The 12,684-nt window shown below is 63.9% G+C and carries 13 protein-coding genes; 8 read left to right on the top strand and 5 right to left on the bottom strand.

Annotated features, from left to right (window positions below; translation table 11 throughout):
* Position 1: 1 nt before the first annotated feature.
* Together LCL94_RS01715 and LCL94_RS01710 are read right to left on the bottom strand one after the other, a co-directional pair.
* Positions 2–595, bottom strand: a complete 594-nt coding sequence (locus tag LCL94_RS01715; RefSeq protein ID WP_224830721.1) for a hypothetical protein — start codon at positions 593–595, stop codon at positions 2–4.
* 106 nt (positions 596–701) lie between these two features.
* Complete coding sequence (locus LCL94_RS01710) at positions 702–1,187, bottom strand: hypothetical protein (protein ID WP_224830720.1); 486 nt, start codon at positions 1,185–1,187, stop codon at positions 702–704.
* Between the two features lie 200 nt (positions 1,188–1,387).
* Between LCL94_RS01710 and LCL94_RS01705 the strand changes: the two genes are divergently transcribed.
* From LCL94_RS01705 to LCL94_RS01685, 5 genes are read left to right on the top strand one after another with little or no spacing between them, the layout of a single operon-like run.
* A complete protein-coding gene (locus LCL94_RS01705; RefSeq protein ID WP_224832638.1) occupies positions 1,388–2,299 on the top strand; it encodes an MBL fold metallo-hydrolase in 912 nt (303 codons plus the stop codon).
* Positions 2,296–2,727: a YeeE/YedE family protein gene (locus tag LCL94_RS01700; protein WP_224830719.1), complete on the top strand. Its 432-nt coding sequence runs from the start codon at positions 2,296–2,298 to the stop codon at positions 2,725–2,727. The genes LCL94_RS01705 and LCL94_RS01700 overlap by 4 nt, the downstream gene beginning before the upstream one ends.
* Positions 2,727–3,173 carry a DUF6691 family protein gene (locus LCL94_RS01695; protein WP_224830718.1) on the top strand — a complete coding sequence of 149 codons (447 nt, stop codon included), beginning with the start codon at positions 2,727–2,729 and terminating at the stop codon, positions 3,171–3,173. The genes LCL94_RS01700 and LCL94_RS01695 overlap by 1 nt, the downstream gene beginning before the upstream one ends.
* Positions 3,160–3,567: a TIGR01244 family sulfur transferase gene (locus LCL94_RS01690; RefSeq protein ID WP_224830717.1), complete on the top strand. Its 408-nt coding sequence runs from the start codon at positions 3,160–3,162 to the stop codon at positions 3,565–3,567. The genes LCL94_RS01695 and LCL94_RS01690 overlap by 14 nt, the downstream gene beginning before the upstream one ends.
* A gap of 15 nt (positions 3,568–3,582) precedes the next feature.
* Positions 3,583–5,421, top strand: coding sequence for a SulP family inorganic anion transporter (locus LCL94_RS01685; RefSeq protein WP_224830716.1), 1,839 nt, complete (start codon positions 3,583–3,585; stop codon positions 5,419–5,421).
* An 18-nt stretch (positions 5,422–5,439) separates the two neighbouring features.
* Here LCL94_RS01685 and LCL94_RS01680 read toward each other — a convergent pair whose 3' ends face one another.
* Positions 5,440–5,772, bottom strand: a complete 333-nt coding sequence (locus tag LCL94_RS01680) for an ArsR/SmtB family transcription factor (protein WP_224830715.1) — start codon at positions 5,770–5,772, stop codon at positions 5,440–5,442.
* Positions 5,773–5,909: 137 nt separating this feature from the next.
* On the opposite strand from LCL94_RS01680, the gene LCL94_RS01675 reads away from it, so the two are divergent.
* From LCL94_RS01675 to LCL94_RS01665, 3 genes are read left to right on the top strand one after another with little or no spacing between them, the layout of a single operon-like run.
* Positions 5,910–8,888, top strand: coding sequence for a molybdopterin oxidoreductase family protein (locus LCL94_RS01675; protein ID WP_224830714.1), 2,979 nt, complete (start codon positions 5,910–5,912; stop codon positions 8,886–8,888).
* Entirely contained in the window at positions 8,885–9,634 is a 750-nt protein-coding gene (locus LCL94_RS01670) for a 4Fe-4S dicluster domain-containing protein (protein ID WP_318245560.1), read from the top strand. Before LCL94_RS01675 ends, LCL94_RS01670 begins: the two co-directional genes overlap by 4 nt.
* A gap of 29 nt (positions 9,635–9,663) precedes the next feature.
* The gene (locus LCL94_RS01665) at positions 9,664–10,602 is read left to right on the top strand and encodes a dimethyl sulfoxide reductase anchor subunit family protein (protein WP_318245559.1); all 939 of its coding nucleotides are present in this window, start codon (positions 9,664–9,666) and stop codon (positions 10,600–10,602) included.
* Here LCL94_RS01665 and LCL94_RS01660 read toward each other — a convergent pair.
* Entirely contained in the window at positions 10,581–11,207 is a 627-nt protein-coding gene (locus LCL94_RS01660; protein ID WP_224830712.1) for a molybdenum cofactor guanylyltransferase, read from the bottom strand. The two genes, LCL94_RS01665 and LCL94_RS01660, sit on opposite strands and share 22 nt — an antisense overlap.
* 58 nt (positions 11,208–11,265) lie before the next feature.
* Positions 11,266–12,579: a radical SAM protein gene (locus LCL94_RS01655; protein WP_224832637.1), complete on the bottom strand. Its 1,314-nt coding sequence runs from the start codon at positions 12,577–12,579 to the stop codon at positions 11,266–11,268.
* Positions 12,580–12,684 lie beyond the last annotated feature (105 nt).

The following is a 12,684-nucleotide window of genomic DNA, read 5'->3' as shown; positions in this document are numbered from 1 at the left end:
GCTACCGCGTCTCCGTCGCTTCGGGTGAGCCAGTCGCCGTCAGCATTGCCTGGCAGCTGGCGCCTCGGGTGTTGGCTGACGGGTCCGCCAAGGCTTCGAGGTCCTGCACATAGGCCTCGGGCAATTCGGACCGAATCCTGGCCCAGGATTTGCTGCCTCCCGGCGTGCAGATGATGCGCAGGAAATCCGGGCCGGCTCCGAGATCGAAGTGCCTTGCCGGGACCAGTCCTTCCTCCGCGCGATCCCACAGCTGGAACGTTGCCCAGGCGTGTTCGCGCATCATGTAGTCGAAGCGCATCTGGTCGGTCGGATCGAGCTCCCGGGAACCGTCCAGTCCCGCGCGGAAGACTTCTGCCGTCTCGCGGCTCTCGTAAATCGAGCTGCGAAACTTCGACCATTGGGACATGCTCGCATTCGATTCCTCGCGGCTGGCAATCTTGGTGCCTTCCGATATCTGGAAAGCGACAAACATCAGCGAAACGATGAGTGCGGCTGTCGAGATGACCTGGGCGATGAAGGAGACATATTCCATGCGCCGGTGGCGATGGGCCGCGTCAGGATCGGTTCCGCTTGCAGGTTCGATCTTCTCGGTCATTCCATTCCCCCCGGATGGCCGCAACTGATTTTCGATCATGTATCGGGCGGCTTTTTGAGGAGCAAGAAGCTCCAGCCAACCCGGCCGTAGTCGCAAGGGTCGAGAGTTACTCCCAGCTGGCGACGGTCGAGCGCCAGACCTTTTCTTCAGCGTCCCACACGCTGGCGGTCACGCACGGGGTCGGGTTGATCCCGTCGCATTGCGAACCGTGGACGTCTGCCAGCAAGACCGTGTGCGGGCCCAGCTTCGCCATGCCCCAACCCTGGGTCAGCATGGAGGCGAGGCTGTCGTCGATGAGGAAGTGCGACATGGTCCCGCCGGTGCCTCCATACATCGAGGCAGCGGTGGAGCAGGCGAAGGCGGATTCGTTCAGCACCCAGTCCTCGTCGCCGTCACCGTCGAGGTCGACGCGCTGGATCGCTGCATCCTCCATCGCAAATTTACCACCGTCCATTTCGGCGCAGACAGAGCCAGCTTCGGCTATTTTGGCCTGCAGTTGGGCCGGCACTTCTGCTGACGTTTCGGCATAAAGCGGCGTCGGTGCGGCCAACGCTATGGATGCTATGAGCGCGGCAATCCTCTTATCACCCATGAAATTTTCTCCTCTCGATCTTGTCGACCCCAGACCTGAAGCTGGCGCAAGTCTGCTCGAACGGCAAGAGGCGCGCTCGCCCTGTAGGTCACCAGCTTCTTGGCCAATCAGTTTTCCCGGGAACATTGACATCCGTGCGGTGTATATTAGATAATGCTCATATTAGGGAGCTAGAGACCATGTCTACCCACGATACCGTTATGGAAAACGCCACGACCCAGATCTGCCGCGCGCTCGACGACAAGGCGCTGCGCCCCTCTATTGCAGGGTTCTTCGACGAAGCGACCAACACGATCAGCTACGTCGTCCACGATCCCGCCACCAACGAGGCGGCGATCATCGACTCGGTGCTCGACTACGATGCTGCTGCAGGCCGTACCTCCAACGGTTCGGCGGACCTCATCATCGAATATGTCACCAAGAACGACCTGACCGTGACCTGGCTGATCGAAACGCACGCCCATGCCGATCACATCTCGGCAGCGCCCTATCTGCAGGAAAAGCTCGGCGGCAGGCTCGCCATCGGGCGCGAGATCATTCGCGTGCAGGAAGTCTTCGGCAAGCTGTTCAATGCAGGCACCGATTTCCAGCGCGACGGTTCGCAGTTCGATCATTTGTTCGATGACGGCGAGACCTTCAGGCTCGGCACGCTGGAAGGTATCGCGCTGCACGTCCCCGGCCACACGCCGGCGGACATGGCCTTCATCATCGGTGATGCCGCATTTGTCGGCGACACCATCTTCATGCCGGACTTCGGGACCGCCCGCGCGGACTTTCCCGGCGGCGACGCGCGCCAGCTGTACCAGTCGATCAAGCGGCTCCTGTCGCTGCCCGAGGACACGCGCCTGTTCCTGTGCCACGATTACAAGGCACCTGGCCGCGACGAATATGCCTGGGAAACCACGGTCGGCCAGCAGAAGCGCGAGAACGTGCACGTCAAGGAAGGCACCAGCGAGGACGAATTCGTCGAGATGCGCACCGCGCGTGACAAGACGCTCGACATGCCCAAGCTGATCATGCCCAGCGTGCAGGTGAACATTCGCGGCGGGCGCCTACCCGAGCCGGAGGATAATGGCGTGAGTTACATCAAGATCCCGGTGAACGCGGTATGATCCTCCCCGGCTTCCCTGAAGCAGCCCCGCTCGCCGGCCTGGCGGGCGGCCTGCTCATCGGCCTCGCTGCAGCGCTGATGCTGCTCGGCGCGGGCCGTGTCACCGGCGTGTCCGGCATTGTCGGGCGAGCCTTCGGCATCAACGACAGCGGCATGTCCTGGTCGAGCGCCTGGACCTTCGTCATCGGCCTGCCGCTCGGCGCGTTCCTGGTGGCAACGCTGAAGGGCGGGTTCGAGCCCGATTTCGTGCCCCTGCCGCTGCTCGCTGTTGCAGGTGTGCTAGTCGGTTTCGGCGCGCGGCTCGGCAGTGGTTGCACCAGCGGCCACGGTGTTTGCGGTGTCAGCCGCCTGTCGCAGCGTTCGCTTGTGGCGACGGCGACCTTCATGATCGCGGGTATCGCGACCGTGGCCGTAATGGGAGCTCAGTGATGATCCGCACGCATCTACCTCCCCTGGTTTCCGGTACCCTGTTCGGCGCGGGCCTCGCGCTGGGCGGGATGACCGACCCTGCGCGCATCCGCGGGTTCCTCGACATCTTCGGTGCGTGGGACCCGACGCTGGCCTTCGTCATGGGCGGCGCAGTGCTGGTCATGGCGATCGCATGGCGTTTCGTTCCCCGGATGGCCCATCCGCTGTTCGCGCCCAAGTTCTCGCTGCCCGACAGGACCGACCTGACCCCGCAGCTAGTGGGCGGCGCGACTCTTTTCGGTGTGGGCTGGGGCCTTGCCGGCCTGTGCCCGGGACCGGGCTTTGCAGTCCTTGCCATCGCACCGCTCGAGGCATTGGTGTTCTGTGCAAGCCTGCTGGCCGGAATGCTGATGCATCGCGTGTTCTTCGACCAGAAAGCAAAGGCACCTGCCCATGCAAGCCAATAAGCTCACCGATCGCCTGAGCGTTCGCGGCCAGATTACGGCCGAGGACGTGCAGGCCGCCAAGGACGCCGGTTTCACGACTATTGTCTGCAACCGTCCCGACGGCGAGAGCCCTGACCAGCCTTCCGCCGAAGCAATCGCTGCGGCGACGAGTGCGGCTGGCCTGGCCTTCCACAACAACCCTGTGACCCCGGACACGCTGACGCCCGAAAAAGTCCGTTTGCAGGGCGACATCTTGCGGTCTGCCGAGGGCAAGGTGCTGGCCTATTGCGGGAGCGGCAGGCGCTCCACCATCCTCTGGATGCTGGCAAATCCGGACGGGCTGACGCCGGACGAGCGGATCGATATCGCGGCGCAGGCCGGATACGACCTTGCCTCGATGCGTCCGAACCTCTGACCGGCGGAGCGTTGGATGGGTAGCAAGGCTCCCGGCACCGGGAACGGATCGCTGGCGGGCGGCGCGATGCGCCTGACCCGTCAGCACGCCCGCCGTTACCTCCCCATCCTCGACTGGGGACGCACCTACGACAGGGGCACGCTGTCCAACGACCTGATTGCGGCAGTGATCGTGACCCTGATGCTGATCCCGCAGAGCCTCGCCTATGCGCTTCTGGCGGGCCTGCCGCCGGTCGTCGGGCTCTATGCCTCGATCCTGCCCCTAATCGCCTATGCTATCTTCGGTACCAGCCGCACGCTTTCGGTCGGGCCGGTGGCCGTGGTCTCACTCATGACCGCGGCAGTGGCCGGAAAGGTCGCTGCGGGCGGCACTGTAGAATATCTCGCCGCGACCATCGCGCTGGCAGCGATTTCCGGGCTGATGCTAACCGCCATGGGCCTGTTGCGGCTCGGCTTCCTGGCCAACCTCCTGTCGCATCCCGTCGTCAGCGGTTTCATCACGGCAAGCGGGATCATCATTGCGGCCAGCCAGCTCAAGCACTTGTTGGGTGTGAAGGCAGAGGGCGAAACGCTGGTTGAAATCGTGCTGTCGCTTGCCTCGCGTATCGGGGACACCAACCTGGTCACTCTGGCGATTGGTGTGGGCGCCACTGCGTTTCTCGTATGGGTGCGAAAGGGGCTGAAGCCTACCCTGATGAAGCTCGGCCTCAAGGAAGGACCAGCGGGCGTGGCGACCAAGGCGGGACCTGTGCTCGCGATCGTCGTGACCACGGCAGCCGTAGCCTTACTGGGCCTCGACGAGCGCGGTGTCAGGACCGTGGGCGACATCCCGGTCGGCCTGCCGCCGTTTGCCTTGCCCAGCTTCGATGCGGGGCTCTGGTCGGAACTGCTGGTCGGAGCCGCCTTCATCTCGATTATCGGCTTCGTCGAGTCCGTGTCTGTCGCGCAGACGCTTGCCGCCAAGCGCAGGCAACGCATCGATCCCGACCAGGAACTGGTGGCGCTCGGTTCGTCGAACCTGGCTTCCTCGCTGTCCGGAGGCTTTCCGGTTACCGGCGGCTTTTCACGCTCGGTGGTCAATTTCGACGCCGGTGCAGCAACGCCGGCTGCAGGGGCCTTCACAGCCATCGGCATCGCGCTGGCCACGGTTTTCCTGACGCCGCTGCTGTTCTACCTGCCGCTGGCGACCCTGTCGGCGACGATCATCGTTGCGGTTCTCACCCTCGTGGACCTGCACAAGCCCGTCGAACTGTGGCGCTATTCCAAGCGTGACTTCATCGCGATCACTGCCACGATCCTCGTGACGTTGGTGGACGGGGTGGAAACGGGCGTGCTGGTCGGCGTGATCGCCAGCCTTGCCCTGTTCGTCTGGCACTCTTCGCTGCCGCACGCGGCGGTGGTGGGGCAGGTCCCCAATACGGAGCATTTCCGCAATGTGCGCCGGCACAAGGTCCTGTGCGATCCGCAGGTCCTGACCATCCGGGTCGACGAATCCCTGACCTATCTCAACTCGCGCTGGCTGGAGGAATTCGTCCTCAGCGAGATTGCGGACAATCCGGAGGTCAAACACCTCGTCCTGATGTGCTCGGCTGTGAATTTCATCGACGCTTCGGGATTGGAGGTGCTCGAGGCGCTCAACGAGCGGCTGGGTGATGCAGGGGTGACCATGCACCTGTCCGAGGTGAAGGGGCCCGTGACCGACCGGCTGTCGCGCACTCACTTCCTCTACAAGCTGAGCGGCAAGATATTCCTGACCCAGTACGATGCGTTCAGGACGCTCGCCCCCGATGCGGCAGCACACGGGACCATGTCGACGCCGGACCTCGGCGCCAACCGGATAGAGAAACGGATGTGAGCGGGGCGGACGCGAAGATCAGGCCGAGGCCTGACCGGCGTCCGTTTCGCATTGTGCGCAGAACAGGTCGTAGAGCGTGCCGATCACGGCCTTCGCGTCTTCGCTGTCGATCGAATACCACACGAACTGGGATTCCCGCCGGGTCTTTACGAGGTTCTCGCGGCGCAGGACGCTCAGGTGCTGCGAAAGCGCCGATTGCGAGAGCGGGATTTTGGTCGCCAGCTCGCCGACCGTCATTTCCTTCTGCGACAGCTGACACAGAATCATCAGGCGCGACTCGTTCGCCATCGACTTCAGCAGCGCGACGGCACGGCCGGCATTTTCCTGCATCATTTCAAGTGGAAGATCCACCTGGCGGCTCCTTGGCTGCGGGCATCGCGCGCGCGTCTTACAACCGGGCCATTCGCGGTTGCGTCGCGAAACCGGCCCTGCAATAGCTGTATTAGGAACTCGTGATATGAAAACAAGTCGCGAGCCGTGGGAGAGAGATGGGCTTTAACCCCTTCGAGACCGTCCGCGAGGACGTCGCCCTGTCGCCGCAGGTGGCCGACGAGGTGAAGACCTCGACCTGTTACATGTGTGCCTGCCGCTGCGGTATCCGGGTCCATCTCAAGAACGGTACGATCCGCTACATCGAGGGCAATCCAGATCACCCGGTCAACAAGGGTGTGCTGTGCGCCAAGGGTAGTGCGGGCATCATGCACCAGTACGCGCCGGCCAAGCTGACCAAGCCACTGCTTCGGACAGGCGAGCGGGGATCAGGCGAATTCCGCGAGATCGAGTGGGACGAGGCGCTGGAACTGGCGACCGAGTGGCTGGGCGAGGTTCGCGCGCGTGATCCGGCCAAGCTCGCCTTCTTTACCGGGCGCGACCAGTCGCAATCGCTGACCGGCTGGTGGGCCAGCCAGTTCGGCACGCACAATTTCGCAGCCCACGGCGGCTTCTGCTCGGTCAACATGGCGGCAGGCGGGCTCTACACGCTGGGCGGGGCTTTCTGGGAATTCGGCGAGCCCGATTACGAGCGCACGCTTTACCACATGATGTTCGGTGTGGCCGACGATCATGACAGCAATCCGATCAAGCTCGGCCTCGGCAACCTGAAGACCCGGCCGGGCACGAAGTTCGTTTCGGTCAATCCGGTGCGAACCGGCTATTCGGCGATCGCCGACGAATGGATCGGGATCCGGCCGGGGACCGACGGGCTTTTCGTCTTCGCGCTGATCCACGAATTGCTGCGGGCAGAGAAAATCGATTGGGCGAGCCTTGGCCGCTACTCCAACGCCCCGTGGCTGGTGATCAGCGAGCCGGGCGCTGCCGATGACGGCCTGTTCCTGCGGCACGGGGACGACGGCGCACCGCTCGCCTGGTGCCTCGAGCAAGGCAGGGCGATCAGGGCCAATGCTGCGCACATCAAACCGGCCTTTGCGGGCGAGCGAGAAGTGAATGGCCGCCGCGTCATTCCGTCCTTCCAATTGCTCGCAGAACGGTACCTAGACGCCGAATTTTCGCCCGATGCGGTGGCTGACACGACCGGCATCCCGGCGGACACGATCCGCCGCATTGCCGCAGAACTGGCCGAGACGGCGTTCGAGAAGGAAATCGTGATCGAGGAGCCGTGGATCGATGCCTGGGGACGTCACCACGACCGCTTCGTCGGCCGGCCCGTGTCCTTCCATGCCATGCGCGGGATCTCGGCGCATTCGAACGGCTTCCACACCTGCCGGGCCATCCACATCCTGCAGGCGCTGCTGGGCTCGGTCGATTGTCCGGGCGGATGGCGGTACAAGGCACCGTTTCCCAAGCCGATCCCGCCCGGCGTCAAGGCGGCATGGCCCAAGGCGGAAGCCGGCGTTCCGCTGGACGGCCCTCCGCTGGGCTTTCCGCGATCTCCCGAAGACCTGATTGTCGATCAGCACGGTGAGCCGCTGAGGATCGACAAGGCTTTCAGCTGGGAGCACCCTCTAGCTCTGCACGGCATGATGCACATGGTGCTGCACAATGCCGCGACGCAGGACCCTTACGGCATCGACGTGCTGTTCATGTTCATGGCCAACATGGCCTGGAACAGCTCGATGAATATCCCCGACACGCTCGGCTACTTCATGAAGAAGCGCGAGGACGGTGAATACGTCATACCGAAGATCATCTACTCCGATGCCTTCTGGTCGGAGACGGTGCCCTATTGCGACCTGATCCTGCCCGATACGACCTATCTGGAGAGGTGGGACTGCATCTCCATGCTCGACCGGCCGATCTCGTCTTCCCATGGCGGCGGGGACGCGATCCGCCAGCCGGTCCTGCCGCTCGACCGCGATGTGCGGCCGTTCCAGACTGTCCTGCTCGATCTCGGCGCGCGGCTGGGCCTGCCGGGCATGACCAATCCCGACGGATCGCCGAAATTCCCGGGCGGGTACGAGGATTACATCGTCAACCACGAACGCGCGCCCGGCGTCGGTCCGCTATCGGGCTGGCGCGGCGAGGACGGGAGCAAGTCTGGCGTCGGCGCGGTCAATCCAGAGCAGCTCGACCGCTACATCGAGAACGGGTGTTTCTGGCACGAGGAACTGCCGCTTTCGGCGCAGTTCATGAAATACGCGAACCGCGAATACCTCGCCTATGCGAAGAAGATGGCATGGCTCGGCTCGACCGACCCGATCACCTTCCAGCTCTACAACGAGGATTTGCAGAAATTCCGCCTGGCGGCGCGCGGGTACGGCAAGATCCAGCCGCCGGAAGAGCATCGCGAACGGATCGACACCTATTTCGACCCGCTGCCCATCTGGTACCAGCCCTTCCTCGAACGCGAGGAGGGCGGGGAGGATTTCCCGGTCCACGCGCTCTCGCAGCGGCCGATGCACATGTATCACAGCTGGGGCAGCCAGAACGCCTGGCTGCGGCAGATCACCAGCGCGAACAAGTTGCACATGCACCGCGACCTTGCAGCGAAGCACGACCTCGCGGACGACGATTGGGTCTGGATCGAAAACGGCCGCGGGCGCGTGAAGGCGCAGGTGAAGCTCGTCACCGGCGTGAACCCCGATGTCGTGTGGACCTGGAACGCGATCGGCAAGCGCAATGGCGCCTGGGGCCTCGACAAGGACAGCCCCGAGATGACGCGCGGCTTCCTCCTCAATCACATCATCACCGAGAAGCTGCTGCCGGAGAAGGGCGACAAGGTCTATTCCAATTCCGACCCGGTAACCGGCCAGGCCGCCTGGTACGATCTTCGCGTCCGCTTGCGGAAGTGTACGGCGGAGGAAGCAGGTGAAGCGCATCCCGTCTTCGAACCTGTCGGACAGCGCTACACGGGGCAGGACGGCCCGCTCGAATTCGGCGTAGGCCTCAGGGGAAGCGGAACGGACGGGAAGGCCGAGCTCAAGGAATTCATCGGCCAGCGCCATGCCAATCACGGCTGGATCGACGGCATCAGGGACGGGCGCGGTAACCGGGGGAATGACGGGACATGACCAGTTTGCCGGAGACCACTGGCAAGAAGCTCGGCCTCGTCGTGGATCTCGACATCTGTGTCGGGTGTCACGCCTGTGCGGTGAACTGCAAGGAATGGAATGCGGGGGCGAAGTCCGCGCCGCTCACCGATTACGACCCCTACGGCAAGAAGCCGGACGGCGTGTGGTTCAACCGCGTCCACACCTACGAGACGACCGATGACGTCGGCCGCGGCCAGACCGTCCATTTCCCGCGGTCCTGCCTGCACTGCGAAGACGCGCCCTGCGTGACCGTGTGCCCGACAGGGGCGAGCTACAAGCGCGAGGAAGACGGCATCGTGCTGGTCAACGAGGACATCTGCATTGGCTGCAAGCTATGTAGCTGGGCCTGCCCCTATGGCGCGCGCGAATATGACGAGAACCAGGGCGTGATGAAGAAATGCACGCTATGCGTCGACAAGATCTACAATGAGAACCTGCCCGAGGAGAGCCGGGTGCCTGCCTGCGTATCGACCTGCCCGGCAGGCGCGCGCAGTTTCGGCGACCTGGGCGATCCGGACAGCGAAGTTTCGCGCCTCGTCGCTGCAAGGGGCGGATACGACCTCATGCCCGAGCAGCAGACGAAACCGGTCAACAAATACCTGCCGCCGCGACCGCGACAGGACGGGCGTGATGGGGCCAAGGCACCGCGCATGCTGGACCATGTCGACGAGACGACCGATGGAGCGGGCCTGATCGCCCGCTGGGTCGACAAGATCCTGTCGTAGGGGAACGGGCGATGCATCCTGCGAAATCCGTGATCTTCTTCACCACCGCCAGCGGCGCGGGTTACGGCATGATGATCCTGCTGGCCCTTTTGGCGTCGCTCGATGTCCTGCCGAAAGAGCCGGTTTTCGGCCTCGCGACGTTCGGCCTGGCTTTGGCCCTGATCGTATCGGGCCTGTTGTCCTCGACGATGCATCTCGGACGTCCGGAGCGCGCATGGCGGGCGTTGTCGCAGTGGCGTTCGAGCTGGCTTTCACGCGAAGGGCTCGCGGCAGTGGTCGCCTTTGTCCCCTTCGGCCTGTTCGCGATTTCGTGGAGCTTCAACCTCGTCGCGAGCTCGACCGCCGTCGTGCTGGGTGTCGCGGGGGCGGCCGTGTCGCTCGTGACGCTTTACTGCACGGCCATGATCTACGCCTCGCTGCGACCCGTTCCCGCGTGGTTCAACGGCTGGACTGTTGCCGGCTACCTCGTCCTTGGCCCAATGAATGGCGCGGTGATCCTCGCATTCCTGCTGGACGCTTTCGCTGCCGAGCAGGCGGCGGCGATCACGCGGCTGTTTGCGCTGGTACTGTTGATGATCGGACTTGGCGTGAAGCTGGCCTACTGGCGGCGCATCCACGCCTCCACGCCCGTCAGCACGGCAGGTTCGGCGACAGGGCTGGGCCATCTGGGACGGGTCGAGATGACCGGCAGCCCGCATGACAATGACAATTACCTGTTGCGGGAGATGGGCTTCCGCATCGCGAGGAAGCATGCGGACAAGCTTCGGCGCATTACCGTGTCGTTTGGCTTCGTCATCCCCATGCTCGCCATGGCAATCGGACTGGTCTTTCCCTCCGCGCCGTGGACCCTATCGCTCATGGTGCTTGGCCTGATCGCCTGCCAGATCGGAGTCGCGACCGAGCGCTGGCTGTTCTTCGCCGAGGCAAAGCACGCCGTGACCTTGTATTACGGAGAGCAGGCCGTCTGACCCGCGATATTCAGCCGCACTTCGGCGTCGCGTAACTGTGCAAGGTCGTCGATATCTTCGAACGCATTGCCGCTCCCGTCCGCAGGCCATTGTATTTCGGTGGCTTCCTGCGCCTCCGCAAACCGCCGGAGTGAACGCCCGCCTTGTGCGATGAAAGCGGCAAGCTGGTCCGGCGCCGCTCGCCAGAGACCCGCCATCGCCTGTAGATGACCTTCCGCGACGGGAAGCGCGGCGCCTTTATCGCCGATAGCTGCGGCAAGGCGTGGCAAAAGGTCGCGGGGCAGGAAAGGCATGTCGCAAGCGACTAGCAGGACGTGAGAACAGTGCTGCCGAATGGCAAAGCGGAACGCACTCGCGAGCGCCGAAATCGGGCCGAGGTTTTCCGCGCCATCAAGCAGGACGGGAAGGTTCGAATTCGCTGCCTGTCCCGGCTCCCTCACCGCTATCGCGATGGTATCACCCCATGTTTGCGCCGCGTCGATGGCACGTTCCAGCATTGATCGACCGGCCAGTTTCCGAGCAGGCTTGTCTCCGCCCATGCGCTCGCCCTGTCCGCCTGCGGCAATGACGATGGCAACCCGGCTTGGATGAAGGACTTCGACCACTGCTGCAGGCTAGGCCGGGCGGACGAGGCCGTCCATACCGACTGTATTCGCCAGTTTGTCAGACCGCTGCGCTGAAGCGCGTTTTCGACACTTGCCGGTGCGGATCGAGCAGGGCGGCAATCGTCCGCGCATAGGGCAGGCCGTCGGAGTCCATGGTCAGCACGTTCCCGTCCAGCGATGCCAGGCCGCGTGCGGTGAAAGCCGACAGGCGGCAGGCGATGTCGGAAGCGAGATATTCGGGCAATTCGGTCCTGCCCTGGCAGAGCAGTTCTTCGATCGCCTTGCCGCGCTCGCGGTCCTCTGCGCTGCGCTCGAACCCGCGCTGGGCGGTGAGCGATCCTTGCGAGGCGATCATGCGGTAACGTCCGCTGTTCTTCTCGTTCTGGGCGAGGAGCTGCGGGAAGGAACTGATCGCCGAACTGCCAAGGCCGATCAGGTTCGGCGCGGCATCGTCGGTAAAGCCCTGGAAATTGCGGTGCACCCGCCCTTCCGTCGCTGCGCGGGCGAGGGGATCGCCGCCGGGCCGCGCGAAATGGTCGAAACCGACTGGCAGATAGCCGTGGGTCGCCAGGTAGGAATAGCCGAGTCCGGCCATGGCGAACCGTTCTGCCTGGTCGGGCAGGTCGGTATCGTCGATCATGCGCTGGCGCGGGACGATGTGCGGCACATGGGCATAACCGAACAGCGCCACGCGATCCGCGCCCAGAACGCGGGTGCGCTGGAGCGTGTCGAGCAGGTCGTCGCGGGTCTGGCCGGGCAGGCCGTACATGAGATCGAAATTGAGCGAGGTGACGCCCGCGTTCCTCAGCAGATCGACAGTCTCGACAATCGAATCCTCTGTCTGCACGCGCCCGATCGCTTCCTGGCAGTGAGGGGCGAAGGTTTGGACGCCAAGGCTGGCACGCTCGATCCCGACGTGGCCGATCACCTCGGCCCAGGAGCGCGTCATCGTGCGCGGGTCGAGCTCGATCGAGAAGATAGGGTCGTCGAGGCCGAAGCGGATGGTCAGCGTGTCGACCAGCCGCACGAAATCGGTAGGCGTGATGGCATTGGGGCTGCCGCCCCCGAATGCCACCCGCCCGACCTTCGTGCCTCGCGGGAGGAGCGAGGACACGAGATCAATCTCTGCGTGCAGTGCCGAGAGATAGGATTCCAGCCGCTGCCGCCGCCCGGCCTTGCCGGTGTTGCAGCCGCAGTAGAAACAGATTTTCTCGCAGAATGGGATGTGGACGTAGAGCGAGACATCGCCCGACACGCTCTCCAAGGCCTTGCGATAAGCATCGCCGGGGATGTCGCCGAATTCGGCGGCAGTCGGGAAGCTGGTGTAACGCGGAACGGGCGTTGCGAGCAGGTCGGGGTGATAGGGCCACATGCAGGCCGGATTGGCGGGATTTGCCCCCGCTTTCATTGACTTCGATCAAGCCGTTTTCGAGAGCAACCGGCGTGACACCCTTTTTGCAGGCAGGCGCCGGGTTCG

Origin of the sequence: Qipengyuania gaetbuli, assembly GCF_020171365.1 — a bacterium.
In the GTDB taxonomy this organism is placed as follows: Bacteria; Pseudomonadota; Alphaproteobacteria; order Sphingomonadales; family Sphingomonadaceae; genus Qipengyuania; species Qipengyuania gaetbuli_B.
Note: the sequence above shows the minus strand (reverse complement) of the source record. Positions and strands in the feature narration are given on the sequence as shown.

Bases quoted from the DNA above. Each gene is read 5' to 3' on its own strand.
- LCL94_RS01710 (WP_224830720.1), bottom strand. From the start codon at position 1,187: ATGGGTGATAAGAGGATTGCCGCGCTCATAGCATCCATAGCGTTGGCC.
- LCL94_RS01670 (WP_318245560.1), top strand. From the start codon at position 8,885: ATGACCAGTTTGCCGGAGACCACTGGCAAGAAGCTCGGCCTCGTCGTG.
- LCL94_RS01675 (WP_224830714.1), top strand. From the start codon at position 5,910: ATGGGCTTTAACCCCTTCGAGACCGTCCGCGAGGACGTCGCCCTGTCG.
- LCL94_RS01690 (WP_224830717.1), top strand. From the start codon at position 3,160: ATGCAAGCCAATAAGCTCACCGATCGCCTGAGCGTTCGCGGCCAGATT.
- LCL94_RS01685 (WP_224830716.1), top strand. From the start codon at position 3,583: ATGGGTAGCAAGGCTCCCGGCACCGGGAACGGATCGCTGGCGGGCGGC.
- LCL94_RS01655 (WP_224832637.1), bottom strand. From the start codon at position 12,579: ATGTGGCCCTATCACCCCGACCTGCTCGCAACGCCCGTTCCGCGTTAC.
- LCL94_RS01700 (WP_224830719.1), top strand. From the start codon at position 2,296: ATGATCCTCCCCGGCTTCCCTGAAGCAGCCCCGCTCGCCGGCCTGGCG.
- LCL94_RS01715 (WP_224830721.1), bottom strand. From the start codon at position 595: ATGACCGAGAAGATCGAACCTGCAAGCGGAACCGATCCTGACGCGGCC.
- LCL94_RS01695 (WP_224830718.1), top strand. From the start codon at position 2,727: ATGATCCGCACGCATCTACCTCCCCTGGTTTCCGGTACCCTGTTCGGC.
- LCL94_RS01705 (WP_224832638.1), top strand. From the start codon at position 1,388: ATGGAAAACGCCACGACCCAGATCTGCCGCGCGCTCGACGACAAGGCG.